Source organism: Muricoccus harenae (genome assembly GCF_009848505.1).
Classification (GTDB): domain Bacteria; phylum Pseudomonadota; class Alphaproteobacteria; order Acetobacterales; family Acetobacteraceae; genus Roseomonas; species Roseomonas harenae.
In genome coordinates, this window is the sequence record NZ_WWDL01000004.1 from 163,146 (window position 1) to 189,339 (window position 26,194).

At 71.0% G+C, this 26,194-nt stretch carries 26 protein-coding genes and 2 pseudogenes; 7 read left to right on the forward strand and 21 right to left on the reverse strand.

Annotated elements, in window-relative coordinates; genetic code table 11:
• The first annotated feature begins 576 nt into the window (after positions 1 to 576).
• On the forward strand, positions 577 to 1,539 hold the full coding sequence (locus GSE44_RS05255) for a Bug family tripartite tricarboxylate transporter substrate binding protein (RefSeq protein ID WP_159347737.1): 963 nt from the start codon (positions 577 to 579) through the stop codon (positions 1,537 to 1,539).
• Between the two features lie 24 nt (positions 1,540 to 1,563).
• Here GSE44_RS05255 and GSE44_RS05260 read toward each other — a convergent pair whose 3' ends face one another.
• Both GSE44_RS05260 and GSE44_RS05265 read right to left on the reverse strand, forming a co-directional pair.
• Complete coding sequence (locus GSE44_RS05260; RefSeq protein ID WP_159347738.1) at positions 1,564 to 1,869, reverse strand: hypothetical protein; 306 nt, start codon at positions 1,867 to 1,869, stop codon at positions 1,564 to 1,566.
• A 107-nt stretch (positions 1,870 to 1,976) separates the two neighbouring features.
• Positions 1,977 to 3,044 (reverse strand): NAD/NADP octopine/nopaline dehydrogenase family protein, encoded by a 1,068-nt coding sequence (locus GSE44_RS05265; RefSeq protein ID WP_159347739.1) that lies wholly within the window; start codon positions 3,042 to 3,044, stop codon positions 1,977 to 1,979.
• A 128-nt stretch (positions 3,045 to 3,172) separates the two neighbouring features.
• Between GSE44_RS05265 and GSE44_RS05270 the strand changes: the two genes are divergently transcribed.
• Positions 3,173 to 4,174, forward strand: a complete 1,002-nt coding sequence (locus GSE44_RS05270) for a Bug family tripartite tricarboxylate transporter substrate binding protein (RefSeq protein ID WP_159347740.1) — start codon at positions 3,173 to 3,175, stop codon at positions 4,172 to 4,174.
• A 51-nt stretch (positions 4,175 to 4,225) separates the two neighbouring features.
• On the opposite strand, the gene GSE44_RS05275 is transcribed toward GSE44_RS05270, so the two are convergent.
• The 10 genes from GSE44_RS05275 to GSE44_RS05320 are packed head-to-tail and all read right to left on the reverse strand — an operon-like array spanning position 4,226 to position 11,953.
• Positions 4,226 to 4,795 carry a peroxidase-related enzyme gene (locus GSE44_RS05275; RefSeq protein WP_159347741.1) on the reverse strand — a complete coding sequence of 190 codons (570 nt, stop codon included), beginning with the start codon at positions 4,793 to 4,795 and terminating at the stop codon, positions 4,226 to 4,228.
• On the reverse strand, positions 4,792 to 5,292 hold the full coding sequence (locus GSE44_RS05280; protein WP_159347742.1) for a CMD domain-containing protein: 501 nt from the start codon (positions 5,290 to 5,292) through the stop codon (positions 4,792 to 4,794). The genes GSE44_RS05275 and GSE44_RS05280 overlap by 4 nt, the downstream gene beginning before the upstream one ends.
• Positions 5,289 to 6,710: a flavin-containing monooxygenase gene (locus tag GSE44_RS05285; RefSeq protein ID WP_235924568.1), complete on the reverse strand. Its 1,422-nt coding sequence runs from the start codon at positions 6,708 to 6,710 to the stop codon at positions 5,289 to 5,291. The genes GSE44_RS05280 and GSE44_RS05285 overlap by 4 nt, the downstream gene beginning before the upstream one ends.
• Entirely contained in the window at positions 6,707 to 7,495 is a 789-nt protein-coding gene (gene ccmI, locus GSE44_RS05290; protein WP_159347744.1) for a c-type cytochrome biogenesis protein CcmI, read from the reverse strand. The genes GSE44_RS05285 and ccmI overlap by 4 nt, the downstream gene beginning before the upstream one ends.
• Positions 7,492 to 7,944, reverse strand: coding sequence for a cytochrome c-type biogenesis protein (locus GSE44_RS05295; RefSeq protein WP_328799054.1), 453 nt, complete (start codon positions 7,942 to 7,944; stop codon positions 7,492 to 7,494). Before GSE44_RS05295 ends, ccmI begins: the two co-directional genes overlap by 4 nt.
• A complete protein-coding gene (locus GSE44_RS05300) occupies positions 7,941 to 8,519 on the reverse strand; it encodes a DsbE family thiol:disulfide interchange protein (RefSeq protein WP_159347745.1) in 579 nt (192 codons plus the stop codon). Before GSE44_RS05300 ends, GSE44_RS05295 begins: the two co-directional genes overlap by 4 nt.
• Positions 8,516 to 10,480 carry a heme lyase CcmF/NrfE family subunit gene (locus tag GSE44_RS05305; RefSeq protein WP_159347746.1) on the reverse strand — a complete coding sequence of 655 codons (1,965 nt, stop codon included), beginning with the start codon at positions 10,478 to 10,480 and terminating at the stop codon, positions 8,516 to 8,518. Before GSE44_RS05305 ends, GSE44_RS05300 begins: the two co-directional genes overlap by 4 nt.
• Positions 10,477 to 11,037, reverse strand: coding sequence for a cytochrome c maturation protein CcmE (gene ccmE, locus GSE44_RS05310; protein WP_159347747.1), 561 nt, complete (start codon positions 11,035 to 11,037; stop codon positions 10,477 to 10,479). The genes GSE44_RS05305 and ccmE overlap by 4 nt, the downstream gene beginning before the upstream one ends.
• Complete coding sequence (gene ccmD / locus GSE44_RS05315; RefSeq protein WP_159347748.1) at positions 11,034 to 11,168, reverse strand: heme exporter protein CcmD; 135 nt, start codon at positions 11,166 to 11,168, stop codon at positions 11,034 to 11,036. Before ccmD ends, ccmE begins: the two co-directional genes overlap by 4 nt.
• Positions 11,165 to 11,953, reverse strand: coding sequence for a heme ABC transporter permease (locus GSE44_RS05320; protein ID WP_235924569.1), 789 nt, complete (start codon positions 11,951 to 11,953; stop codon positions 11,165 to 11,167). Before GSE44_RS05320 ends, ccmD begins: the two co-directional genes overlap by 4 nt.
• Before the next feature lie 286 nt (positions 11,954 to 12,239).
• Between GSE44_RS05320 and GSE44_RS05325 the strand changes: the two genes are divergently transcribed.
• Both GSE44_RS05325 and GSE44_RS05330 read left to right on the forward strand, forming a co-directional pair.
• Positions 12,240 to 14,321, forward strand: a complete 2,082-nt coding sequence (locus GSE44_RS05325; RefSeq protein ID WP_159347749.1) for a 3-hydroxyacyl-CoA dehydrogenase NAD-binding domain-containing protein — start codon at positions 12,240 to 12,242, stop codon at positions 14,319 to 14,321.
• Positions 14,321 to 14,764: a PaaI family thioesterase gene (locus GSE44_RS05330; RefSeq protein ID WP_159347750.1), complete on the forward strand. Its 444-nt coding sequence runs from the start codon at positions 14,321 to 14,323 to the stop codon at positions 14,762 to 14,764. The genes GSE44_RS05325 and GSE44_RS05330 overlap by 1 nt, the downstream gene beginning before the upstream one ends.
• 59 nt (positions 14,765 to 14,823) lie before the next feature.
• Here GSE44_RS05330 and GSE44_RS05335 read toward each other — a convergent pair whose 3' ends face one another.
• Entirely contained in the window at positions 14,824 to 15,291 is a 468-nt protein-coding gene (locus tag GSE44_RS05335; protein ID WP_159347751.1) for a hypothetical protein, read from the reverse strand.
• Between the two features lie 238 nt (positions 15,292 to 15,529).
• Here GSE44_RS05335 and GSE44_RS05340 point away from each other — a divergent pair, with 238 nt between their 5' ends.
• The 3 genes from GSE44_RS05340 to GSE44_RS05350 are packed head-to-tail and all read left to right on the forward strand — an operon-like array spanning position 15,530 to position 19,586.
• Positions 15,530 to 18,355, forward strand: a complete 2,826-nt coding sequence (locus tag GSE44_RS05340; RefSeq protein ID WP_235924570.1) for a hybrid sensor histidine kinase/response regulator — start codon at positions 15,530 to 15,532, stop codon at positions 18,353 to 18,355.
• Between the two features lie 24 nt (positions 18,356 to 18,379).
• Positions 18,380 to 18,784: a low affinity iron permease family protein gene (locus GSE44_RS05345; protein WP_268893627.1), complete on the forward strand. Its 405-nt coding sequence runs from the start codon at positions 18,380 to 18,382 to the stop codon at positions 18,782 to 18,784.
• A 22-nt stretch (positions 18,785 to 18,806) separates the two neighbouring features.
• Complete coding sequence (locus tag GSE44_RS05350) at positions 18,807 to 19,586, forward strand: transglycosylase SLT domain-containing protein (RefSeq protein WP_235924571.1); 780 nt, start codon at positions 18,807 to 18,809, stop codon at positions 19,584 to 19,586.
• A 67-nt stretch (positions 19,587 to 19,653) separates the two neighbouring features.
• Here GSE44_RS05350 and GSE44_RS05355 read toward each other — a convergent pair whose 3' ends face one another.
• The 8 genes and pseudogenes from GSE44_RS05355 to GSE44_RS25545 form a co-directional block, all read right to left on the reverse strand.
• Positions 19,654 to 21,012, reverse strand: a complete 1,359-nt coding sequence (locus GSE44_RS05355) for a hypothetical protein (RefSeq protein ID WP_235924572.1) — start codon at positions 21,010 to 21,012, stop codon at positions 19,654 to 19,656.
• Positions 21,009 to 21,485, reverse strand: a complete 477-nt coding sequence (locus tag GSE44_RS05360) for a molybdenum cofactor biosynthesis protein MoaE (RefSeq protein WP_159347754.1) — start codon at positions 21,483 to 21,485, stop codon at positions 21,009 to 21,011. Before GSE44_RS05360 ends, GSE44_RS05355 begins: the two co-directional genes overlap by 4 nt.
• A gap of 7 nt (positions 21,486 to 21,492) precedes the next feature.
• The gene (gene moaD / locus GSE44_RS05365; protein ID WP_159347755.1) at positions 21,493 to 21,744 is read right to left on the reverse strand and encodes a molybdopterin converting factor subunit 1; all 252 of its coding nucleotides are present in this window, start codon (positions 21,742 to 21,744) and stop codon (positions 21,493 to 21,495) included.
• On the reverse strand, positions 21,741 to 22,403 hold the full coding sequence (locus GSE44_RS05370) for a hypothetical protein (RefSeq protein WP_159347756.1): 663 nt from the start codon (positions 22,401 to 22,403) through the stop codon (positions 21,741 to 21,743). Before GSE44_RS05370 ends, moaD begins: the two co-directional genes overlap by 4 nt.
• An 86-nt stretch (positions 22,404 to 22,489) precedes the next feature.
• A complete protein-coding gene (gene pgsA / locus GSE44_RS05375) occupies positions 22,490 to 23,092 on the reverse strand; it encodes a CDP-diacylglycerol--glycerol-3-phosphate 3-phosphatidyltransferase (RefSeq protein WP_159347757.1) in 603 nt (200 codons plus the stop codon).
• A gap of 230 nt (positions 23,093 to 23,322) precedes the next feature.
• Positions 23,323 to 25,350 (reverse strand): annotated as a pseudogene (gene uvrC, locus GSE44_RS05380) (excinuclease ABC subunit UvrC); the annotation flags it as partial.
• A gap of 309 nt (positions 25,351 to 25,659) precedes the next feature.
• Positions 25,660 to 26,055: a dihydroneopterin aldolase gene (folB, locus tag GSE44_RS05385; RefSeq protein WP_159347759.1), complete on the reverse strand. Its 396-nt coding sequence runs from the start codon at positions 26,053 to 26,055 to the stop codon at positions 25,660 to 25,662.
• Positions 26,052 to 26,194 (reverse strand): annotated as a pseudogene (locus GSE44_RS25545) (short-chain dehydrogenase); the annotation flags it as partial. The pseudogene GSE44_RS25545 and the gene folB, both read right to left, overlap by 4 nt.

The following is a 26,194-nucleotide window of genomic DNA, read 5'->3' on the forward strand; positions in this document are numbered from 1 at the left end:
TACTCGACCCCGAATTCCTCGAGGCCAAAGGACTGCACATGGCGGCGATAGGTGAACAGATGAGTGCTCACCCGATCGAGCGGGTGCTCATCGGCGCTGATGCTCACATCGCGCGCCACGCTGCAGTATCGTCCGAGCGAAAGATGGGCGCTGTGCGTGTAGGAGAACGCCCCGATGCTGCTGAAGGACCGTCGTGGCATTGTCGCATAAGGCTCGGGCGCGACACCACGCGGAATGCGGACCACCTCGCCAATCTTGAACACATTGGAGACCTGCCAGGGGTGCCGCAGAAAAATCCGCCTGGACCGGAAGTACTCTTCAGTCCGAGCACTCCAGACGATAGATAACTCGTTCCGGTCCGTGGCCACGCGACGATAATTCCTCATGTGGAGCCGGGACTTACCATGCCACCATTGTGCATGACCGGTAACATCGAATTTCCTCTTCGCGTCAGCGCGGCACATACAGCCGGGTTCGGTGCGTACCCACCGTCTATTCATGTAAGAACCCACCAAAACGGGTAGTCCATCGACGCCGCACCGCCTTAGACTTGCTGCATTCCAAGGATCACCGCCGATGCAGCGCCGTGCCCTTCTCTCCCTCGCAGCCCTCGTTCCCCAGGCAGCGCAGGCTCAGCCCCGCTGGTCGCCGGATGCGCCAGTGCGCCTCATTGTCCCCTTCGCGCCAGGTGGTTCGCAGGACGTCCTCGGGCGCCTTCTCGCCCAGGCCGCCGGCCCCATCCTCGGCCGGACTGTCGTCATCGAGAACCGCGCCGGCGCCGGCGGCGTGCTGGGGGCCGAGGCCGTTGCCCGCGCCGCGCCGGACGGGCTGACCATCCTCCTCGCCACCGCCGGCCAGCTCACCATCGCCAAGGCCATCGGCCGCCGCCTGCCCTATGACGCGATTGCCGACTTCGCCCCCATCCTGCATCTCAGCGACAGCCCGGTCGCCCTCCTTGCCGCGCCGCAGCTCGATGTCGCGGATGTGCAGGATCTGCTGCGCCGCGCGCGCACCGCCCCACAGCCTTTGCCCTACGCCTCCACCGGCATCGGCACGAACACGCATCTTATCATGGAGGACCTGAAGGCACGCGAGCGCCTGAACATCGAGCATGTGCCCTATCGCGGCGCCGCGGCCGCCTTCAACGATCTCGCGGCCGGGCGGATCGCGCTCATGTTCGTCTCGGTGCCCTCGGTCCTCGCCGCCAGCGGGGCACAGTTCAAGGTGCTGGCCGTCACATCCCGCACGCGCTTCCCCGCGACGCCCGATGTCCCCACCCTTATCGAAGCCGGTGTCCCCGATTTCGAAGCGAGCATCTGGACCGGCATCGAAGCGCCCGCGCGCACCCCTGCGCCGATCATCGCGCGGCTTGCCGAAGCCTTCAGCGAGGCCATGCGCACCGATCTCGTCCGCACACGGCTGGACGGCCTGGGCGTCACTCCCAATGGTGGCGACGCCGCCGCCTTCGCCGCTATGCTGCGCGAGGATCTGGGGCGGTGGACCCGCGTCGCCACGCCCCTCGACATCAAGCTGGACTGAAGCCGCATGTCCATGCGGCGCGCGTCAGTTCTGTAGCCCCTGCATCAGCTCCCGAGCGACCGCGACGACCTGCTCCGCCAGGATCGCACGCAGCTCGGCGCCCGCCGTCGGGCGTGCCTCCGCGAGCAGCGCCAGCACCTGCCCGACTTCCTCGGCCGCGGCGCGCAGATAAGCGACGCGATCGGGCGCCTCGCGCAGCCCTTCCTCCAGCATCCGGCGCGCTGCATCGGCGAGGAGACGCCGCAGCAAATCATCCCGCTCGGTGCTGTCCCGCCTCTGCCGCTCTCCGCACGCCGCCGGCGCCCACAACAGCCTCGTCTCGTTCGGCATCATCCATCCCCGCCGCCGCGCTCCCGACGGCGCGGCGCGGCCGGACCATGCGCGTCACCCGGAGACGCCAACACCCGGGACGTGCCAATCCTTGTGATCGGCGCCGCCTATGGCTCCCGCCCGATGCCGCGCGCCAACGAGGCTTCCAGCGCCGCCGGATCCAGCCCGTCCAGCAGCGGATTGTCCCGCAGCCCACGCCCCCACAGCGCCTCCAGCGACGTCACCACCGCCTCCGTCACCGGCATGGCAACCCCGCGCCCGCGCGCGAGCCAAAGATAGAAGGCGAGCCCATAGGGCACGTCCTCCGTGACATAGCGCGTCTCCATCTCCGCGGGCCCCAGCACCGCGCCCCGGGTCGTGGCAATGGCGGCGGCCATCTCCGCCAGCGGCCCGATCGGCACGCCATTCGCGCGGTGCAGCGATTCGCCCAGCCCGAGCACTGTCACGCCGAAGGCCGCGGCCAGGCTCGCGCGCTCCGTCGCCAGCGCATCCATCATCCGGCAGGCTGCCGGGGTCATCAGCCCGTATTGCGGCCAATCCTCCGCGCGCTCGATCCGCGTGACATTGGTCAGCGCCAGGACGGCGTGGATGATCGGATTCGCGTTGGCCAGCCCGGCCTGCAGCACATTGGGCGCCAGCGGGCAGGCATGACCGAACAGCGCTGTCGCCAGCGCCCCCATCTCCGTCGCCGAACCCGCCGGCACGGCCGCCATGTCCACCGCGGCCCTCACCGCCGCAACGCGCACGCGCCCCGGCGCCAGCCGCCGCGCCGTGACAGGCGTGGTCCCCATGGCCCCGATCGGCGCACGCCTCGCCGGACCCCCGCGCGCCGCGACGAGCGCATCCAGCGCCAGCGGCGCAAGCGAGGCAGCGGGTGCGATCAGCAGGGGAAGGCCCGGCGGCAGCGCGGCCGCGATGCGTGGCAGCAGCGCCGAGAAGGCATAGGCCGGCACGGCAAGAAACGCCGCATCGGCTTCCGCGAAAGCCTCACCCAGGTCACGCGCCACGCGCAGCGGAAAGTGCCCGGTCATGGCGCCTTCTGCCTCGATCGATCCCTCGATCCCCGCCGTTCCGGCACCAGATGGCGACCAGATCGCCACGGAATGCCCACGCGAGGCCGCCAACACCGCCGCCGCCGGCCCGATCGCGCCCGCTCCCAACACAGCCAGACGCATCGCGCGATCCTTTCCGCAGACGGGCCCGATCATCACCGCCGAATCCCGTGCGGCAAGTCCGGCGCAGCCGATTTCCGCCCCACCCGTTTCGCGCCTAGTCTGCCCCAAACCCTCCGGGAGCCCCGACGATGACGATCCCGCGCCGCAGCGCCCTCCTCCTTCCCGTCGCACTCGGCATGGCCGGCGCGGCCCAGGCCCAAACCCAGAACCAGACCGGCCCCGCCGGCCGCTGGCCCACCCAGCCGGTGCGCATCATCGTCCCCGCGCCGGGCGGCGGCGGCACCGCCGACACCCTCGCCCGCATCTTCGCGCAGGAGATGGAGAAGCGCGTCAACCAGCGCGTCCTCATCGACAACCGCGGCGGCGCCAACGGCAATATCGGTGCACTCGCCGGCGCCCGCGCGGCGCCGGACGGCTACACCATCCTCTGGTCCTGGGCCGGCACCCTCGCCACTGGTCCCGCCCTCTACAAGGACCTGCCCTTCGACCCCGAGAAGGACTTCGAGCCGGTCGTGCTCATCGGCAACGTCCCCAATGTGCTGGTCGTCAACAAGGAACTCGGCATCCGCACGCTGGAGCAGTTCGGCGCCTATGCCCGCGCCAATCCTGGCGCCATCAATTTCGGTTCCACCGGCAACGGCTCGTCGATGCATCTGGCCGGGGAGCTCTACAAGTCGCTCACCGGCACGCAGATGACGCATGTGCCCTACACCGCGCCGGCCGCGGGCGTGACGGACCTGCTCTCCGGCCGCATCCAGGCGATGTTCAACCTCATCACCGGCGTCGTCGGGCAGGTGAAGGCCGGGGCGGTGACGCCCATCGCGGTACTGGACGACCGCCGCTCACCGCAATTGCCCGACGTGCCCACCACGGCGGAGCTCGGCATGCCCGGCCTCGTCTTCGGCACATGGTTCGGCCTTTTCCTGCCGAAGGGCTCCGACCCCGCCTTCGTGCAGCGCCTGAACACCCTCGCCAACGAGATCCTCAACGATCCCGAGGCGAAGGCGCGGTTCGAGCAATCCGGCATGGCGACGCTGGGCGGCCCGCCGCAGCGCCTCGCGACCTTCCTGCATGAGGAGATCGGGCGCCATGCGGCGCTCGTGCGGGCTTCGGGGGCGCGGAACGAATAGGGGAGGCCGGGGGAAGGAATTCCCCCGGACCCCCGTCTTTTTTTCTTCGGGCTAAGCGGCGGGCGGGGTGGATTCGCCGAGCGACTGCATCAGGCGGTTCGCATTGGCGAACATCGCGATGGAATGGATCAGGTCCAGCACCTGCAGATCGTCCATTCCCACGGCCCGCAGCGGCGCCAGGTCGGCGGCCGTCACGGCGTCCGGCGTCCGCGTCAACTTCTCTGAGAAATCCGCGATCGCACGGCGGCGGGGATCGCTCTCCACCGCATGGCCTTCATCGAGCACACGCTGCATCGCCTCCGGCTGCTTCGACAGATCGGCGAAGCGCCGCGCGTGGACGGAGGTGCAGTACACGCAGCCATTCGTCATGGAGACGATGGCGGTGGAGAACTCCCGGTCCGCCCGCGGCAACCCGCGCGGCGCATACATCACCGTATTGAACAACGCCCCGCGCTCGCCTAGCGAGGCCGGGTCCTGTGCCAGCGTCAGGAAATAGGTCGAGCGCCGCTGTGCCGGCGGGCAGGCCTCCAGCGCGGCCAGCTGCGCGGGCGTGGCGGTCTCGGCCTCCACCGGCGGAATGCGCGGCGTCCAGCCCACCTCTTCCATCGTGAAGCGGCTCATGATGCGGCCTCCTCCTGCATCGCGCGCAAGCCTGCGATCACCCGCACCTGATAGGGCACGAAGGAAACCAGCTGCGTCACCGCCACGATGTCGCGCGGCGTCAACCCCATGGCCGTCAGCGCGTCAATCGTGTCCTGCGTCACATCCTCCGGCCGCGCCGCCACCACATCGGCATAGCGCAGCAAGGCAGCCAGCCGCCCCTCCATCGGTGCGTCCGACAGATCCTCCGCCAGCATGATCGCCTCCTGCGCGGAAGCGGCCTCAAGCAATGCGCGGAACCGCGCCGCCAATGCCTCGTCCCCCTCCCGCAACGCGGCTCGCAGCGCCAGCGCCGCGCGATCCACATGCGAGACGTTGCCGGGATCCTCCGGCATCAGCAGCTCGCGATAGGCCCCCTGCGCGTGGCGCAGCGCCTCCGGCCGGCGGCGCCGCAGCTCCGCCAGAGGCGAGCCGGGCGCGATGCCCAGGATATCCTCGATGAGGTCGTCGCCACTCATGCGCTCACTCCCCTCGCAGGCCATTCGTCGCCCAGCAGCTCGGGCGTATCGAAGGCCACCAGACGTTCGAAATGCGTTTCCCGGTCCTCGACGAAGAGGGAACGCGCGATGCCGCGCGACAACCGCTTCGCCCCCGCGGAGATCGCCGGAATATCGCCCGTCAGCTTCCCATGGCTCAGCGTGGCCGGATAGTTGAAGGCATGGATACGGGCCAGCGCCGGGCATTCCCCCGGCACCTTCTCCTGGAAGGAGAAATCCGGCGCCAAATCCGGCGAGAAGGCCAGCTCCTCGCTTTCCTGCCCGGCCGCGGGCGTGAAGCGGTCCCGCCAAAGCCGGATATGCGGCGCGATCAGCGCGAGCTCCGGCCGCTCGTCGAGCGCCACCTTGAACCCCGTGGCGAAGATGAGGAAGTCCACCGTGAAGGCCCCGCGCGGCGTCTCCACGCGCAACGCGCCATCCACCTCCCGCACCCCTGTCACCGGGGAGGAGAGATGCAGCCGCGCATGCGGATGCCGCGAGACGCGCATCGTGCTGTCGCGCGGCGGCGGCGTCTGCGCCGAGCCCGCGTAATGCAGGAAGCGCCACTTCCACTCATCGGGCAGCCCGGCGAAGCCATGCACCACGCCCTGGCTGCCGATGCCGGTGAACTTGTTGATCCGCGGAAGCTCCGCGCGCCGCACGAACAGGTCGAGCGAAGCCGCCCCCGCCTCCAGCGCCGTGGCCGCATTGTCCATGGCGGAAGCGCCCGCGCCCACCACACCGACGCGCTTCCCGCGCAGCGCCGCGAAGTCGATCTCCTCCCGGGAATGCGCCCAGAAGCGGCGGTCCACCCGCCGCGCCATTTCCGGCACGAAATGCCCGCCCAATCCATCGCGCCCGCTCGCCAGCACCAGCCGGCGGCACAGCACCTCAGGCCCCGTGCACATCTCCAGCACGATCAACCCACCCTCGCGCGGGCGGATCAGCGCGACATCGGCGCCATTCTCCACCGGCACCGCCATCACGCGGCGATACCAGTTGAGGTAGTCCATCCACATGCCGCGCGGAATTTTGCCCAGCGCCTCCCAGGCCGCGGCGCCATGCTGCGCCTCGAAGAAGGCGCGGAAGGTGAGGGCGGGCAGCCCCAGCGCAGGCCCCGCCAGCCCCTTCGGCGAGCGCAGCGTCTCCATCCGCGCATAGCTCACCCAGGGGCCTTCCTGCCCCTCCGCCGCGCGGTCCAGCACGCGCAGCCGGTCCACCCCGTCGAGCCGCAGCGCCGCCGCGGCCGCCAGCCCGGCCATCCCCGCGCCCACGATCGCCACATCCGCCACCGGCCGCCCGTCAGGCGCGGCACGTTCCGGCACCCAGGGCTTCGCGGGCAGCTCCAGCCATTCCAGATCCTGCCGGAGCCGCTGCTCCAGCACCGTCAAGCCGCTCAAGGCAGCGCCTGCATACGTCGCTCCACCATTCCTCGCCATGGCGCGCCCTCCGGCGCCGAAGCCAGCAGCGCCGCCCAGGCCGCCCGCGCCACCGCCTGCCGACCCGCCTGGAATTCCGCCTGGCCCGACAGGAAGCGCAGCCCCACATGCTGCGGCGCGCGGGGCAGCGCCTCCGCCAGAAAGGCAATCGCCTCATCCACCTGCCCAGCCTCGAGCATCACCTGCACGCGCTGGGACGCGATATCCGCATCGAACCCCGCCTTCAGCACCTCCGCATAGGCCGAGGCCGCCTCGGCCGGGCGCCCGCGGTTCCGCTCCGCCTCCGCCAGCAGCAGCCATCCCTGCCGCGCCTGCGCGCTGCCCGCCGGCATGGCCGACAGCCGGCCGCGCAGCTGCGCCAGCAACGCCTCGTCCCGCGCCGCTGCATCGCGCCGTTCCACGAAACTTGCGGAAGGCAGCCCCGGTAGCCCGTTCAGGAAATAGACCGCGAAGGCCAGCACCGGCACGACAACCAGCCCCGCCAGCAACGGCCCGCGCCCGCCCACGCGCGCCGGCGCCGCATCGGGCACCGCCAGCATCCGCCGCTGCACCTCGAGCAAGGCCGCCGCATGGGCCAATTCATCCAACCGTCCCAGCGCCTTGTCCCGTTCCAGCTCCGCCAGCTGCGCCCGGTACAGCGCCCGGTCTGCCGAAGCCCGGTCCAGCGACCGTGCCGGCCGCCACATCGCCCAGCCCAGCGGCAGCATCGCCACCAAGGCCAGCAGGATCGCGAGAAGCCAGGTCACGGCTCCTCCTCCAGCCGCGCCAGCCACGCGCGCTCCGCCTCGCTCAATGGCGCGGGCACCACGCGTCCCGCCGAGCGCCGCCGCATCACCACCAGCGCCAGCGCCCCGCCCGCCAGCACGATCACCGGCAGCGCCCAAAGCGGTGCCGTCACCCAGTTGAAGGGTGGCCGCAGCAGCACGAAGTCGCCGTAGCGCGCATGCACATACTCGCGCACCGCATCACTGGACTCACCGGAGGCGACGCGTTCCCGCACCAGCCGCCGCAGGTCGCGCGCCAGATCCGCCTCGCTGTCCTCGATCGACTGGTTCTGGCAGACCATGCAGCGCAGCTCGCGCCCGATCTCCTGCGCCCGCGCCTCCTGCGCAGGATCGGGCAGCATCTCGGACGGCCGCCCCACCGCAAGTGCCAGCGAAGGCACCACCACCATCGCGAAGAGAAGCGCCCTCACGCGTGCCGCCGCAGCAGCACATCGAGCTCGGCCGAAACGGTGTCGGGCGTCATCGGCCCCGCCCATCGCCAGCGCACGATGCCGCCCCCATCCAGCAGATAGGTCTCCGGCACGCCATACAGCCCGTATTCGATCCCCGCGCGCCCATCGGCATCCGCGACCAGCGCCGCGAAGGGATTGCCGTAGCGCGTGAGGAACTTCGCCGCATCCGCCGGCTTGTCCTTGTAGTTGATGCCCAGGATCCGCACGCCGCGCCGCTGCAACGCGACCAGCTGCGGATGCTCCACCACGCAGGGCACGCACCAGGACGCCCAGAAATTCACCAGCACCGGCCCGCCCGGCGCGGCCAGCGCATCCGGCCCGAAGCCTGGCAAGCCAGTGCCCTCCACCGCCGGCAGCGAAAGCGCCGGCGCCGCCTTGCCGATCAATGCGGAAGGCACCCCGCGCGGATCATAGGAACCATCTCGCATCCCGCGCAGCATCGCCCAGAAACCCAGCCCGCCCGCCGCTGCCAGCCCCAGCGGCGCCCAGACCAGCGCCCGGCGGGAAAGAGCGGATCGCCGCGCCTCGCTCATGCTTCCACCGTCCCGGCCGCACGCCGCCGCGCCGGCGCGCCGACGCGCGCTCGCCGATCGGAAAGCGATAGCCCGCCACCCAGCGCCATCACCGCCGCGCCCAGCCAGATCCAGGGCGCCAGCGGATTATGGTGCAGCCGCAGCGTGGCCGTCCCGTTCTCCTCCTCGCCCATTACGGCATAAAGGTCCGAGGCCCAGGTCGTGTGGATCGCCGCCTCGGTCGTCGCCTGACGCGCGATGGGGAAGTTGCGCTTCTCCGGCTCCAGCACCGTCACCGGCGCGCCGTCGCGCGTCACGGTCACCGTGGCGCGGCGCCCGGCCCAGTTCGGCCCCACCACGTCCCGCACCCCGTCCAGCCGCCACTCATACCCAGCCAGCGCCACGCTCTCGCCCACCCGCACCGCCGCGAGCTTCTCCGTCGCCAGCCCCATCCCCGCCATGCCGAGCAGGCTGATCCCGAAACCCGCATGCGCCACCGCGCCGCCCCAGGCCGCGCGCGGCAGCCCGCGCGCCCGGGCGAAGGCCGCTCGCGGCCGCGAGAACAGCGCCACCCGCTCCGCCACATCCGTCAGTGCACCCAGGATCAGCCAGATTGCCGCGCCAAAGCCCAGCGCCGGCAGCACCGGCTTGCCCTGCACGAGCCACACCACCAGCACGGCCACGAGCGCGGCGAGCGCCGCCCACCAAAGCCGCTGCAGCACCGGCCAGGGACGCGCACGCTTCCAGGCCATCAGCGGCCCCGCCGCCATGGCCAGGATCAGCGGCACGGCCAGCGGAAACACCGTCGCCTGATAGAAGGGCGGCCCGACGGAGATCTTCGCCTTCAGCATCAGGTCCGCGAACATCGGATAGAGCGTGCCCGCCAGAACCACCGCCGCGATCGTGCAGAGCAGCAGGTTGTTCAGCACCAGCGCCCCTTCGCGCGAGATCGGCGCGAACACCCCCGTCGGCGACAGCGAAGGCGCCCGCCAGGCGAACAGCGCGAAGGCCCCGCCCACCGTCACCACCAGCAGCGCCAGGATGAACACGCCGCGCTCCGGATCATTGGCGAAGGCATGCACCGAATTCAGCACGCCCGAGCGCACCAGGAAGGTGCCGAGCAACGACATCGAGAAGGCCAGGATCGCCAGCAGCACCGACCAGGTCTTCAGCGCCTCGCGCTTCTCCACCACGATCGCCGAATGCAGCAGCGCGCAGCCCGCGAGCCAGGGCAGCAACGAAGCATTCTCCACCGGGTCCCAGAACCAGTACCCGCCCCAGCCCAACTCGTAATAGGCCCACCAGGATCCCAGCGCGATGCCGAGCGTCAGGAAGGACCAGGAGGCCAGCGCCCAGGGCCGCACCCAGCGTCCCCATGCCGCATCCACCCGCCCCTCGATCAGCGCCGCGATGGCGAAGGCGAAGGTCACGGCGGTGCCGACATAGCCGAGATAGAGAAGGGGAGGGTGGAAGGCCAAACCGGGATCCTGCAGCACCGGATTCAGCCCCTGCCCATCGGCGGCTGGCGGCCAGACCCGCAGGAAGGGATTGGATGTCGCCAGGATGAAGGCAAGGAAGCCCGAGCCGATCATCCCCAGCACCGCCAGCACCCGCGCCCGCAATGCGCCAGGCAGCCCGCGCCCAAAGCCCGAGACCGCCGCTCCGCACAGTGCCAGGATCAGCACCCAGAGCACCATGGAACCCTCGTGGTTCCCCCAGGCCCCGGCCAGCTTGTAGAGCATCGGCTTCGCCGAATGGCTGTTCTGCACGACGTTCGAGACGCTCGTGTCATTCACCGCGAAGCACCAGAGCAGCGCGCCGAAGGCGGAACCCACGGCGATCAGCACGCCAAGCGCCAGCCCTGGCCCCGCCGCCATCAGCCGCGCATCCCCGCGCTGCGCCCCCCAGAGCGGCAACACCGCCTGCGCCAGCGAAAGTGCCAGCGCGAGCGCCAGGGCAAAATGCCCGAGTTCAGGAATCATCCGCCGGTCCTGGCAGGCTGCCCATTGGTCGCACCAGCAGGCTGCATCGTGTTCCACCCGGCCGCCGGCGGCGCCGCGCCCTGCTCCGGATTCCAATGGCCGCTGCGCTTCAGCGCATCCATCACCTCGGGCGGCATATAGGTCTCGTCATGCCGGGCCAGCACCTCGCTGGCCCGGAAGGCGCCATCCGGCCCCATCTTCCCCAGCGTCACCACACCCTGCCCCTCGCGGAACAAGTCCGGCAACACGCCGCGATAGCTGACGGAGACGGCATGCGCCCCATCCGTCACGCGGAAGCGCGCCTCCGCGCCGTCCCGCACCACGCTTCCCGCCTCGACTAGCCCGCCAAGACGGAAGGCCCGCCCATCCACCGGGGCCGAGGCCACGATGTCCGAAGGCGAGCGGAAGAACACCAGGTTGTCCTGGAAGGCGGTCAATGCCAGCGCCGCCGCCCCGCCCAGCCCCAGCCCGCAGAGCAGCAACACCCAAAGCCGCCGCCGCCGGCGCGAGGCCGCAAGCCCCAGCCCGCCGCGCCGGTCCGCCACCGCTCCGCTCATCGCGCCCGCTCCAGTTCCCGCAGCCGGCGCTCCGCCGCCCGGTGCCGCAGCGCGGCCCCCAGGGCCAGCCCGCCAAAACCCACCGCCGCCAGCCCCCAGGCCGCGATCACGTTGATCCAATGCGCGCTCATGCCGGCACCGCCTCGGCCGGCGCCCGATCGGCCTCACGCGCCCGCGCCAGCTCCAGCGCCTCGACCCGCCGCTCCATCACCGCCGCCCGCACGCGGGCCAGCACCAGTGTCATGAAGAGCAGCGAGAACCCCACCGCGCAGGCCAGCAGCGGCCCCAGCATGGAAATATGCATCCCCGGCGCCGCCAGCCGCGCCACGCTGGCCGGCTGGTGCAGCGTGTTCCACCAATCCACGGAAAACTTCACGATCGGCAGGTTCACCACCCCGACCAGCGCGAGGATCGCCCCCATCCGCGCCCCGCGCTCCTCATCCTCGAAGGCGCGGGTGATGGCCGCATGCCCCACCCAGAGGAAGAACAGCACCAGCACCGAGGTCATCCGCGCATCCCAGGCCCACCAGGTGCCCCACATCGGCCTCCCCCACAGGCTGCCGGTCGCCAGGCAAAGCGCCGTCACGACCGCCCCCACCGGCGAAAGCTCCCGCGCTGCCAGATCCGCCAGCGGATGCTTCCAGACCAGCGCCAGCACCGAGGCCACTGCCAGCCCGGCGTAACCCGCCATCGCCAGCCAGGCCATCGGCACATGCACATACATGATCCGAACCGTCTCCCCCTGCTGCCAGTCCGCGGGGGAGAACAGCAGCGCCCAGGCCACTGAGGGCAGCAGCACCACCAGCGACACGCCCCAGAGCCAGGGCATGATCCGGGCCGTCGCCCGCAGGAAGCGGCCGGGATTGGCGAAGCGGTGCAGGAGCGGCGCGGGGGAGGTCAGGGGAGGGGCGTCCACGCGGTGATCAGGCCCCGGATGGCATCGGGGAGGGGAAGCGGGGGTTTAGCGTGCCCTGGCCTGCGCTGGAATTGCCAAGCGCGCATGGTGGGATCGTCCCGGTAGCCATGCCGGGCAAATAGGGCCGCCCAGCGCCACCCCCAAGCCCTCCGCTCCGCTCGCAGCGCAGCATCGGAATTGCCCCACGCTTGACGCCGCCGCCGCAGGGCCCTTACCTCCTGCCCGGCTGGATCCGTGTTTTCGTCCTGAAAACAACGTCTTGCCGAGCAGTCGAGGGAGCCGGCGCATGGCCCAGCAGGGACCGGTCACGATCAAGGTTGATGGTGGTGTTGCGATCATCTTGATTGCAAGCCCGCCGGTGAATGCGCTGGGGGCTGCGGTTCGGGCGGGCATCAAGGGATGTGCCGAGGCGGCGGCCGCCGATCCTGCGGTGCGCGCCATCGTGCTGGCGGCCGAGGGCCGCACCTTCATCGCAGGCGCTGACATCACCGAATTCGGCAAGCCGCCGGTGCCCCCGAGCCTGCCCGAGGTGATTGCGGTGCTGGAGAGGCTGTCCAAGCCGGTGGTCGCCGCCATCCATGGCGCCGCGCTGGGTGGCGGGCTCGAGGTGGCGCTGGGCTGCCATGCCCGTGTCGCCGCGCCTTCGGCCAAACTTGGCCTGCCCGAGGTCAAGCTTGGCATCCTGCCTGGTGCCGGCGGCACCCAGCGCCTGCCGCGCCTGATTGGCGCCGCCCCGGCCGCGCGGATCGCCTGCGACGGCACCCCGATCTCCGCCAAGGAGGCCCAGTCGCTCGGCCTGGTGGATGAGTTGGCCGAGGAGGTGCTGCCTGCCGCCAAGGCCCTGGCGCTCAGGCTGGCCGATGGCGCGCTGCCCGTCCCGGCGAGGGATCGGACCAATCTCGGCCCCCGCGAGGCCTTCGAGGAGGCCGCCTCCGCCCTGCTCAGGAAGCATGCCGGCAATCCGAGCGTCGAGGCCATCATCGACGCCGTCCGCACCGCCTTCGAGAAGTCCTTCGAGGAGGGGCTGGCGGTGGAGCGCGCGCATTTCCACCGCCTGCGCGACGACCCCCGCAGCAAGGCGCTGCGCCATGTCTTCTTTGCCGAGCGCGCCGCCGCCCGCATCCCCGGCCTGCCCAAGGGCACCCAGCCCCGCCCGGTCTCCCGCGCCGCCGTGATCGGCGCCGGCACCATGGGCGGCGGCATTGCCATGAGCTTCGCCAATGCGGGCATCCCGGTCACGCTGATCGAGACCAGCGAGGAGAACCTCCGGCGCGGTCTCGAGCGGGTGGCCGGCAACTACGCCACCTCCGTTAAGCGCGGCAGCCTCACGGAGGAGGCGCGCAACCAGCGCCTCGGCCTGATCGAGGGCAAGGTCGGGCTGGAGGCCGCCGCCGGGGCCGATGTCGTGGTCGAGGCGGTCTTCGAGGAGATGGGGCTCAAGAAGGAGATCTTCGGCAAGCTCGAGGCCATCGCCAAGCCGGGTGCCGTGCTCGCCACCAACACCTCCTATCTCGATGTCGACGAGATCGCGGCCTCCACCTCGCGCCCCGGCGACGTGCTGGGGATGCACTTCTTCTCGCCGGCCAATGTGATGAAGCTGCTCGAAGTGGTGCGGGGCGCGAAAACCGCCCCCGATGCGCTGGCGACCGCGATGGAGCTTGGCCGCAGGCTGGCCAAGGTGCCGGTGGTGTCGGGCGTCTGCTACGGCTTCATCGGCAACCGCATGCTGTCGCGCCGCACGGCCCAGGCCGAGCGCCTGCTGCTGGAGGGCGCCCAGCCCAAGGAGGTGGACCAGGCGCTGACGGACTTCGGCTTCCGCATGGGCCCCTTTGCCATGGCCGACCTCGCCGGCCTCGACATCGGCTGGCGCATCCGCAAGGCCACCGGCAAGACCGCCCCCGTGGCCGACGCCCTCTGCGAGGCCGGGCGGCTGGGGCAGAAGACCGGCCGCGGCTACTACGACTATTCGGGCGATGCCCGGACAGGGGCGGCCGACCCCGAGGTCGCAGCCCTGATCGAGCGCGTCTCGGCAGACCAAGGCATCACCCGCCGCGCCATTCCCCAGGCCGAAATCCTCGAGCGCCTGCTCTACCCGATGATCAACGAAGGGGCGCGCATCCTCGAGGAGGGCATCGCCGCCCGCGCCGGCGATATCGATATTGTCTGGCTCAACGGCTATGGCTGGCCCGCCTGGACGGGAGGACCCATGTTCCACGCCGACAGCATCGGCCTGCAAACCATCGCCGCACGCCTCCGCGACTTCGCCGAGCAATCCGGCGACACCACCCTCGCCCCCTCACCCATCCTCCAACGCCTCGCCGAACAAGAGCAAACCTTCGCATCCCTCGACCAAAAGGCCGCGGCATAGTGGCTTTCGATCCCGAGGCCGCCGGCTGGTCCCGCCGCCCGCCCGTCGGCTTCTCCGGCCATACCGGCCCCCTCTGGTCCCGGCCGGAAGGGGATGGCTGGGCCTATGGCGTCCTTGCCGAGCCGCACCACGCCAATGGCCATGGCATCGTCCATGGCGGAATGCTGGTGACGCTGCTGGACAACTCGCTGGGCCTGACAGTCTGGCGCGCGACCGGCCAGCGCCCGGCGGTCACCATGCAGCTCAACACCCATTTCCTCGCCGCCGCCCAGCCGGGCGAGTTCCTGGAGGCGCGCGGCGAATTGCTGCGCGTCGCCAAGTCGGTGGTCTTCGTCCGCGGCATGATCACCGTGGGCGACCGCAGGATCGCCGCGGCGGATGGGGTCTGGAAGGTGCTGGCCACCAGGCCCGGCGCGCCGAAGCCCGAGGGCGACCCGGCCTGACTCCTCCGGGAGGATCCAGCCAGGGCCTCCCGGGGAATCCGACCTTCAGCGCCCGCCCATCAGCCTCCACCCTGGCGCCGCGGCGTGCCGCTGTGCTCGGGATCCGCCGCGATCTCCCGGTCGGCCTCGTCCACATCCTCGCGCGAGACAACGCCCGGCGTGTGCATGTCCGGGTCGCCGCCATCGGCGGCCTCCACATGGCTCTTGATGCTGCGGAGCGCGTTGCCGGCGTTCGTCGGGTCGTCGTTCGGGCTCATCTCCTCGGCCGGCGGCTCGTCCACATGGCCGCCCTCGGTGAAGGTGAGGGAGAGATCGGCCACCTCGCCTCGCCCGGTCACCACCATTTCCCCAGCGGGAGCGGTGGTCCAGCGCACCGTGCGACTCCCCGCATCGGCACTCAGCCCGGGATCGGGCAGCACATCCGCCTCGTGGCGCAGATGGGCGAACCAGAACCGGGCATTCTGCGGCTCCGCCAGCCAGGCGAAGAGCTGCTCCGGGCCGACGTGAATGGTGATCTTGGCGTGCATGGGTCCCTCCGGGATATGGGACCCTATCGCCTGGGGACCGAACCGGGTTGCGCGGCCTCGGCCACAGGCGCCGCCGATGCATCGCATCCATGCGGCCCACCCTTGATTGCGCCACCAAACAGTGGGCATTGCTGCCGGGGCGCGACCTGATGCCGGAGGACAAGGCAATCTCGAAGCAACCGGCCCCCCACCCGGACAGTCGCGGCCCCCGCCCGCGGGCGCCCGGCCGGGCGTGGCCGTGAGCGGCACCATGGACCACTCGCCAGGGAATTACGTCCAGCGCCAGCAAGTTCAGGGCAGCTCCGCCATGGACCCTGCCGAGGCCCCGGCGGAGCTGCGCCGCCTCGCCGGGCCACTCTTCGCCGCCATGCAGCGCGCCGGCTTGTCCATCGTGGTGACCAACCCGCGGCTTCCGGATAACCCGATCGTTTTCGTCAACGCCGCCTTCACCCGGCTGACCGGCTATCCCGCAGAGGAGGCCCTCGGCCGCAACTGCCGTTTCCTCCAGATCCCGGGCACCGATCCCGCCGTCACCGCCGCACTAGCCGACGCCCTGCGCCAAGGCCGGCCGGCGGAGGCCGAAATCCTCAACGCCCGCCGCGACGGCACGCCCTTCTGGAACGCCCTCTCGATCACTCCCGTAGCGGATGGCGGCGAGGGTCCAGCCTTCTTCCTTGCCACGCAGGCCGACGTGACCGCCGCGCGCGAGGCAGGCCTCGTCGAAATGGCGCTTCGGGCCCGGAAGGACGAGTTGGGCGAGACAAGTCAACGCCTCCGGGAAGCCCTCTCCGCCGCCGGGGTATTGGCCTCCTGGGACTGGGACGTGCCCGCGCGCCGCATCATCGGCGACAGCCGCTTCGTCGCCCTTTACGACCTGGATGCGGAGCAGGCGGCGCGCGGCGTCGGGCCCGGCACCTTCTTCTCCATCATCCACCCCGACGACCAGCCACGCATCCGCCTGGCCGTCGGCGCCATCCTGCGCGGCGCCGACCTGTTCTCGAAGGAATACCGAATCCTCCTGCCCGGCGGCGCCATGCGCTGGGTCCATGCCCGCGGCCGCTGCTACTCGGACGAGAGCGGCGAGCCCCGCCGCTTCGTCGGCACGCTCGTCGATGTCTCCGACCAGAAGCGGGTCGAGGAGCAGCTGCGCATCGCCCAGACTGCGGGCGGCATCGGCACCTTCGGTTATGTCGTGGGCTACGGCACCGTCTCCGTCTCCCCCCAGTTCTGCGCGCTGCTTGGCCTTCATGCCGCGAGCGACCTTCCGTTGCGGACCATCAACGCCCTGGTCGATCCCGGCGATCCGCCGATCATCGAGCAATCCGCCCAGCCTGCCCCCGGCACCGCTGCCCAGGCCGATCTCCGCATCACCCGGCCGGATACCGGCGAGACCCGCTGGCTGACCCGGCGCGGCGAATACCTGCGCGACGCCGAGACCACCGATCTCCGCTTCAGCGGCGTCATCTACGACATCACCGCCACCAAGCGCACCGAGGCCCAGCTCCGCACCCTGAACGAGCGGCTGGAGACCGAGGTGGCCGAGCGCACCGACGACCGCAACCGCCTCTGGCGCCTCTCGGCCGATATCATGCTCGTCGCCCGCACCGACGGCACCCTTACCGCCGTGAACCCGGCCTGGACCACGGTGCTCGGCTGGACCGAGGCCGAGCTGATCGGCACCCGCGTCTTCAACCTTATCCACCCCGAGGACGTCGAGGCTGCCCGCGAGCGGATGCGGATGCTGGAGCGGGGCGAGTCGATCTGGCGGTCCGACGACCGCTACCGCCACAAGGATGGCAGCTGGCGCTGGATCAGCTGGTCCGCCTCCCCGGGCGAGGGGCTGGTCAGTGCCGTCGGCCGCGACGTCACCGCCGAGAAGGAGCGGGCCGAGGCCCTGCGCCAGACCGAGGAGGCGCTGCGCCAGAGCCAGAAGATGGAGGCCGTGGGCCAGCTTACCGGCGGCATCGCCCATGACTTCAACAACCTGCTCACCGGCATCATCGGCAGCCTGGACCTGCTGCGCACGCGCGTGGCCCAGGGCCGGCTGAACCAGATGGACCGCTATATCGCCGCCGCCCAGGGCGCCGCCGGCCGCGCCGCCGCGCTCACCCACCGCCTCCTTGCCTTCTCCCGCCGCCAGACGCTGGACCCGAAGGCCATCCAGCCCAACCGCCTGATCCAGGGCATGGAGGACCTCATCCGGCGCACCATGGGCCCCGCGATCGAGGTGGAGGCGATCCTCGCCATCGGCCTCTGGCCCACCCTCTGCGACCCGAATCAGCTCGAGAACGCGCTGCTCAACCTCTGCATCAACGCGCGGGACGCCATGCCCGCCGGCGGCCGCCTGACCATCGAGACGGCCAATACCTGGATCGATGAGCGCACGGCGCGGGAACGCGACATGGCGCCCGGTCAGTACATCGTGATCTGCGTCACCGACACCGGCACCGGCATGCCGCCCGATGTGGTGGTGAGGGCCTTCGATCCCTTTTTCACCACCAAGCCCATGGGGCAGGGCACCGGCCTCGGCCTCTCGATGATCTATGGCTTCGCCCACCAGTCCGGGGGGCATGCCCGCATCTATTCCGAGGTGGGGCAGGGCACGACGATGCGCCTTTATCTCCCCCGCCACCGTGGCAATGCGGAGGACGGCGAGGCCGAGGGCATCCAGGCCGAATCGCCCCGCGCGCGCGAGGGCGAGACGGTGCTGGTCGTCGATGACGAGCCCACCATCCGCATGCTCGTCACCGAGGTGCTGGAGGAGCTGGGCTATGCCGCGATGGAGGCCGCCGACGGCGCCGCGGCCCTGCAGCTCGTCAAGGCGCCCGGGCGGATCGACCTCCTCATCACCGATGTCGGCCTGCCCGGCGGCATGAACGGCCGCCAGGTCGCCGATGCGGCGCGGGATGCCCGGCCAGGGCTGCGCGTGCTGTTCATCACCGGCTATGCCGAGAATGCGGTGGTGGGAAACGGCCTGCTGGAGCCCGGCATGCATGTGCTGACCAAGCCCTTCGCGATGGAAGTGCTGGCCGCCCGCATCAAAACGATCATCGAGTCGAGCTGAACCGCTGGCCAGGGCACAGACGACATCGCCAGCCGTGTGGCGCATGCCACCGGCCGACCGATGACCTTCGCCCTCTGCGTCCTGATCGTCCTGGTCTGGGCCGTCTCCGGCCCCTTCTTCGGCTTTTCCGACACCTGCCAACTCGTCATCAACACGGGCACGACCATCATCACCTTCCTGATGGTCTTCCTGATCCAGAACACCCAGAACCGGGACGGCGCAGCCATCCAGGCGAAGCTGGACGAGCTGATCCGCACCAGCGCCGCCGGGAACGCCTTCATCGGCATCGAGCACCTGACCGAGGAGGAGCTGGACCGCATCCGCGCCACCTGCGAGGAGCGCGCCCGCCTGTCCGAGGTCGCCGCCGATGCCGCCGAGGGCCACGCCAGCCGCAAGGCCGCCCGCGCGGCCGCCCTCGCCACGAGCTGACCTGTCCACAAGTCGTACCTGGTTGCCCGAGCTTGACCGCAGGCGCGGGGCGGCCGACCTCTGCCCCGTGCCGCCCGCCCAACCGTTCCTCGCCCTGCTCGGCGCCGCTCTCCTGGCCTGGGCCGCCCCGGCCGCTGCCCAGGGGGCGGGCGGCGACTGGTCCGCCTGCCGCCGCGCCATCGCTGCCGTGGAGCCGGGATCCTCCATCCCGCCCGGCCTGCTCGGCGCCATCGCCCTGGTCGAGGCCGGCCGCAGCGACCCCGCCGGCCGGCCCGAGCCCTGGCCCTGGACCTGGAATGCCGAAGGCCAGGGCCACACTGCCCCCACCCGCGCCGCCGCCATCGCCGCCGTCGCCGCCCTTCAGGCGCGAGGCGTCCGCTCCATCGATGTCGGCTGCATGCAGGTGAACCTCATGTACCACCCGGACGCCTTCGCGAATCTCGACCAAGCCTTCGATCCGCTGGCCAATGCCCGCTACGCGGCCCACTTCCTCGCCCGCCTGCGCGCCGCCGCCCCCGATTGGGGCGAGGCCATCGGCCGCTACCATTCCGGCGAACCCGAACGCGGCGCCGCCTATAACCGCCGCGTCGCCCTGGCCCGGCTCGGCGCCGTCTGGGGACGGGGAGGGGCCGTGCCCCTGCCGCCCATGCGCGGCCTCGCCGGCCTCTGCGCCGCCGGCCGCCAGCCCGCCCTGCTGATCGGCGGCCCGGCCGAGGCACGCCGCTTCATGCGGCCTGGGGTGAACCGACCCGTGCCGGTGCCCCGCAGCAGCAAGCCACGCATGGCCTGCCTGCGCCGATAGGCGGCGCGGCAGCGTGGCGTTCCGGACGACAACAGGGGGGCTCCCTCCCGCGCGAGCGGCGCGGGTCTTAACGGCCACTGTCCCGCCGCATCGCCAGCGCCATTGCCCCCGCCAGCACCAGCCAGGCCACCCGCGCCCCATACCGGTCATGCGGTCCGCTCAGCGCCCCGGTGGCGAAGGCGTTGGCGAGGATCGCAATGCCGATCCCCAGCGCGAATCCCACCACCATCCGCTCCCGCCGCCCGAACCAACCGAGCAGCGCCAGCGTGGCCGCCCCCAGCAGAAGCACCGGCCCCTGGACCCAGAGCACCGGCGCCACCAGCCCCGGTAACACGCCCCGCCACTGCGCCCCGGCCTGGAGGCGCGCCGCCTCCTCCGGGCCGAAGGCGCGGATTTGCCCCAGCACACCCTCGCCGATATGCCGCCGCTCCAGCGTGTCCCCCACGCGATTGGCGGCGAGCTGCGCCAGCATGTCCCGCACCGCGTCCCGCGCCACGGCGAAGGGCTCCCTCGCCACCGTCTCGGCGACGATTTCCCGCGCCTCCCCGGACAAGGCCCGCCCGCCGAAATCGCGAGGCCGCCCCGCCTCGTCGCGGTTCACGGGGCTGGAGGGTTCCCATAGGAAGATGTCGCTCGGCAGCAGCTCGCGCGGGCATTGCCGCAGCGTGCAGCCCTCGGGCCCGTAGGGCGCCAACCGTCCCTCGAAGGCGCAGAGCGCCCAGCCCGCCTCCGGGCAGCGCGCCTCGATCGTGCGGATCGCCGGCCCGTTCGCCACCATCCGCGCCAACAGGAAGGTCGATCCATAGGGCGAGAGCGACAGCCGCCCATGCCCTGCCAGATTTGTCGCCAGCAGCAGAACCACAGCGCCGGCCAGCGGCACCGCCACCCGCCCCGCCGCGCGCCACCCGCCGAGCAGCGCGACCACCATCAGCGCCCCGAGCATCGGCAGATGCGAGAGATGCGCCGCCGCCCCCACCGCGCCGAGGACGCAAAGCCACGCCACCTCCCGGCGCGAGAGCGAAGCCCGCCCGAAAGCCAGCAGCAGGGCGCAGAGCACCACGGCGGGGGTGAGCGCGTCCGGCATCACCAGCGCCACCGAGAAGGGCGCCGCCGTCAGCACCGCCACCACACCGCAGAGCAACAGGTGCCGCCCCGCCGAGGCCGCGCCGCCGAAGGCACGCAGCATCAGCCACAGCAAGTGGGACAGCATCACGCCCTGCGCGACCACGACCGGCCAGAGCGTGTGGTTCCAGTGGAACAGGAAGGCCAATGGCCCGTAGATCCAGGGCTTGTCCCAGATCATCAGCGGTCCGAGCGTCTGGTGCAGGAAGGCGCCGCTGTCGCTGAACACCAGCGGGTAGCCCGCGATGAAGGCCGGCCAGGCGAGCATCAGCCCACCTGCCACCACCGTCAGCAGCCGCCTCAACCGGCCGCGCCCGATCCGCCGTCCCAGCCCTGGGCCCGCGCCTCGTCCTCCGCGCGCGCCGCCACCCAGCGCTCGCCGCCGCCGGCGAATTCCTCGCGTTTCCAGAATGGGGCGCCAGTCTTCAGCCAATCGATCAGGAAGGCGCAGGCCTCCAGCGCGGCCACCCGGTGCCGGCTCGCGGCCAGCACCAGCACGATCCCCTCGCCAGGCAGGATGCGCCCGACCCGGTGGATCACGGTGCAGCCCGTCAGCGGCCAGCGCTGGCAGGCCTGCTCCACAATGCGGGCGATGGCCCGCTCCGTCATGCCCGGGTAATGCTCGAGCACCAGCGCCTGCAGCCCGTCATCGGCGCGGCAGAGCCCGACGAAGCTGGCCACTCCGCCCACATCGACCCGCCCGGCCGAGAGCGCCGCCGTCTCCGCCGTCAGGTCGAAGCCGGCTTCCTGCACGCGGATGGTGGGCACAACGCTCATCAGCGCCTCAGCCACCGGTCACCGGCGGGAAGAAGGCCACCTCGTCGCCCGGGTGCACCGGATGGTCGGGGCCGCAGAAATCCTGGTTCACCGCCATCCGCACCTGCGCCGGATCGGCGAAGGCCGAGGCATGCCCCGGCGACCGCGTTGCCAGCCAACGCATCAACCCGCCCACATCGACCACCTCCGGCGGCGGGGAGACGGATTCCTCTCCCACCCCGGCGCGCTGCCGAAGCCAGGCGAAGTAGAGGATTTTCATCGTGTGTTGGGCACCACCTGGATGCTTCCGTCGGGCCCGATCAAGGTGGTCGTGCCGCCCTCACGGATCGCCGTGCCGGTGCCGACGCCGGGCTGGGTGTAGGACTGCACACGGCCCGAGCCCCCGGTGATGGTGGCGGGCGGCCCGCCCGGCACCGGCAGCACCTGACCCTCGAGGCGCGGCTCGGGCGGCGTCGGCGGCGCGCCGCGCGGCACGCCCTGGCGGGGCAGGGGCGGCGGGTCGAGCGGCGGCAGGGCCTCGGAACTGCCCTGGCGGCGCAGGCGGGGCTGGCGGCGGCTCGCATCGCCCTCGGGCGTGTCGGGGCCGGGCCGCGCGCTTTCCAGCGCCGGCTCCGGCGGGCGGCCGCGCTGGCGCGCCCGGTCCAGCGGCGCGGCGGCGGGGTCGCGCAACGGCACGGCGGCATCCGGGTTCAGCAGGGTGGCGCGCGGCGCCTCCTCGGCCGGCCAGACATTGCCCGGTTCCGGCAGCAGCGGCGGGACCTCATCCACGGTGCCCATGACGCGCTGCACCGTCAGGCTGCCGGGGCCGCCGATCGGGTCGGTGCGGCCGAACGGGGCCATGTCGATGTCGCCGAAGCAGCCGCCGAGCAGAAGGGTGAGCGGCAGGCAGGCGAGCAGCCCCGGACGAACGCGATCCATGTCGAAGTCCTTTTCCGTGTGGCCCGCGGCGGCGGGCCCAGTCTGATTCGCTGGCAAGCAGGATGCCCCCGCAGGCCGCTTCTTTGCTACCCGGCCCGCTCGCCCTGGCGAATGCCGTCCTCGGCCGCCGCATGGCGCATGCCGGCGGTCATGTAGTCCCATCCGGTCCAGAGGGTCAGGGCGGCCGCCACCCACAACCCGGCCTCCCCCAGCCAGGAAACCGGAAGGAAGCTCAGCCCAATGGCCGAGGCGCCGCTATCCCCCGCCACGATGGTGCCGATGGCCCCCATCTGGAAGCCGGTCTTCCACTTCGCCAGCCGCGTGACCGGCAGCCCGATCCGGAGCCCCGCCAGGTATTCCCGCAACCCGGAGACCAGGATCTCCCGCAGCAGCACCACGATGGCCGGCAGCAGCCCGAGCCCCGATAGCCGGTCCATCCCAGCCAGCAGCATCAGCGCGGCGCCGACCAGCAGCTTGTCCGCGATCGGGTCCAGCATCCGCCCGAAGGCGGAATGCGCCCCGCGCTCCCGCGCGATCTTGCCGTCGAAATAGTCGGTGATGGCGGCGGCCGAGAAAACCGCGCAGGCAAGGATGTCCCCCACTGGCGTGCGGAGGAACATGAGCCCCACCAGCAGCGGGATGGCCGCGATGCGGGAGAGGGTTAGCAGGTTCGGCAGGTCGATGGGCATCCGCGGCTCCTTGCCGAACCCCTAGCCCAGAACCGGGCGAGGGGGAACGCGTGGGTTCAACCTTCCACCTCGTGCCCCGCCGCGTCCGCCGCCAGGGGGAAGGCTCCAATGTCCTCCGCCTCGGGCGCGGAAGCCTCGCCCACGGCTTTCTCCGGTCCCTCCGCCAGCACCTGCACCGGCCCCGGCTTCACCCGCGCCCGGCCGCGCGGCTTCGGCGCCTCGGCAGGGCCGGTGGTGCCGGGATGGAAATGTTCATAGACCCGCTTGGCCACGGCCGGGCCGATCCCGGGGCAATTCCGCATATCGTCCGGGGACGCGTTCCGCACCCCGCGCGCCGAGCCGAAATGGTTCAGCAGCGCCCGCTTGATCGCAGTGCCGACACCCGGGATCTCGTCCAGCTCGCTCGTCACCAGCGACTTGGAGCGCCCGGCGCGATGGGTGGTGATGGCGAATCGGTGCGCCTCGTCCCGCAGCCTCTGCAGGTAATAGAGAACCGGGTCGCGCGGCGGCAGCTGGATCGGGTCATGCCCCGTCCGGTGGAACCATTCCCGCCCCGCATCGCGGTCCGGCCCCTTGGCGACCGCCACCAGCGGCACGTCATGGATGCCCATCTCGGTCAGGATGTCCCGCGCGGCATGGAGCTGGCCTATCCCGCCGTCGATCAGCACCAGATCCGGCCAGGTGCCGCTCTCGCGCTCCGGGTCCTCCTTCAGCGCGCGCCCGAATCGCCGCTCGAACACCTCCCGCATCATGGCGAAGTCGTCGCCGCCCCGGGGCCCGCCGGTGGTGCGCGGCGTGGCGCGGGCGGCGGCGTCATGCGCCAGGGCGCGCACATCCTCCTGCGCCAGCGGCTCCACCCCGGCCTCGTCGGCAGGGGCCGGGCCACGATCGGCGGAGCGCTTCCCCTTGGCCGCGCCAGCCCCATCCCCGCGGATGGAGAATTTGCGATAGGCGTTCTTGATGAAACCTTGCGGCCCCGCCACCACCATCACCCCATAGGCATTCGCCCCCTGGATGTGGCTGTTGTCGTAGATCTCGATCCGCTCGGGCGCCGAGGGGAGGTCGAACACCTTCGCCACCCCCTGCAGCAGCTCGCCCTGGGCTGCGCCCTCGGCCAGCTTCCGCTCCAGCGCCTCCCGCGCATTGGTCTGGGCGTGATCCACCGCCGCGCGCTTCTCGCCGCGCTTCGGGTGATGGACCTCCACCTTGCGGTCCGCCCGCAGCGCCAGCGCCTCGGCCACCAGTGCCGCCTCGGGCAACTCATGGGAAACCAGAACCAGCGGCGGCGGCGGGAGGTCGTCATAGAGCTGGCCGAGGAAGGCTGTGATCACCTCCGCCGGCTCCGCATCCGCCCGCACGCCCGAGAGGAAGAAGGGCCGGTTGCCGTTGTTCCGCCCGCCCCGGAAGAAGAATACCTGAACGCAGGCCTGGCCTGCCGCCTGGTGCAGCGCCACCACATCGGCATCACCCACCCCGTCCAGGTTGATCCGGTCCCGCCCCTGCACATGGGTCAGGCCCCGGATTCGGTCCCGCAGGGCCGCCGCACGCTCAAATTCCAGCTTCTCGGCCGCCTCCTCCATCTCCTTCGCCAGCCGCTTCTGGATCGAGGGCGTCTCGCCCGAGAGGAACTGCGTCGCCTCCCGCACCAGCTCCGCATAATCGTCCTTGGAGATCCGGTCGACGCAGGGTGCGGAGCAGCGGCGGATCTGGTGCAGCAGGCAGGGGCGGGAGCGGTTGTCGAACACCGTGTCCCGGCAGGAGCGCAGCAGGAACACCCGCTGCAGCGCCGTCAGCGTCTGGTTCACCGCCCAGGCCGAAGCGAAAGGACCCCAATAGGATGCCCCCTTGCGCCGCTCCCCGCGGTGCTTGGTGATCTGCGGGAAAGGATGATCTTCTGTGATCACCAGCCAGGGATACGATTTGTCGTCGCGAAGGACGATATTGTAGCGCGGCCGCAGCCGCTTGATCAGGTTCGCCTCGAGCAGCAGCGCCTCGGCCTCGGAGGCGGTGGTGATCACCTCCAGCGAGCGCGTCTCGAAGACCATCCGCTTCAGCCGGTCCGGCAGCTTCTGGACCTGGGTATAGGCATAGACCCGCTTCCGCAGGCTCCGCGCCTTGCCGACATAGAGCGCGTCCCCCTTCGCATCGAGCATCCGGTAGACACCCGGCGAGAAGGGCAAGGTGGCCAGGGCCGTCTCGATCACCTCGCGCCCCTCCATTGGGGCCAACGGGGTGGTCTGCTCATTGGAAAAGGCCATCAGGCTTGTTTCCGTTGGGTTTCTTCGGTTGTCCCCCGAAGCTGTGGATAAGCTTGTGGACAGGGCTGGGCGGTATTGCTCCGAGTGGCCGTCATCAAAGAGTCCCGACGCGGATGCCTAATTTCTGAGCATTCACATAAGATGCTGTATCTACTTACTTTCGCGTGGTGAACTGCTTTCATGCTTCGTTCACATTGATCTTCCAACTGCATTCCGCAATCCCGTATCCGGGACCGTTCCGGCGGGGGATGAATTTCCTCTCGCTTCCGTGAGGGGCATTGACAAAGCTGTCCCACGCCAGGTTGGGACTCAGCCCCGCCGCCGCTCCACGCTCACGCCCACTGCACCCACCTGCGGTATGATGTCGGGCTTCTCCACCGTCACGCGCACCGCCTGCACCCGGGGGTCTTCCAGGCAGGCGACGGCGATTCGCTCGGCCAGGGTCTCCGCCAAGCGGGTGTGGCCGCTGGTCGCCACCTCCCGTGCCCGGTTCGCCACGGCGCCGTAATCCACCACCCGCTCGAGTCGGTCGGGCCCGACGCCCGCCGGGGCGGCGTCGTCGGTCACCAACAGCTCGATTCCGATGACCACGCGCTGCGGCGCCGCCACCTCTTTCGGGAAGATACCGAGCCGCGCCTGGACCGTCAGGTCGCGCACGAAAACGCGACGCAGGCCGCGCGCGGCATCCGGGATATAGGCCGTCATTCCTCTGGGCTCCCCTGTCCACGCGCAGGGGCCCATTGCAGGTGCTGCCCCCCATCAAGGGCGATCATCTGCCCGGTCATGGCCGGGAAGGAAAGGATGGCCATCACGGCCCGCACCACCTCCTCCGGGCTCGATCCAC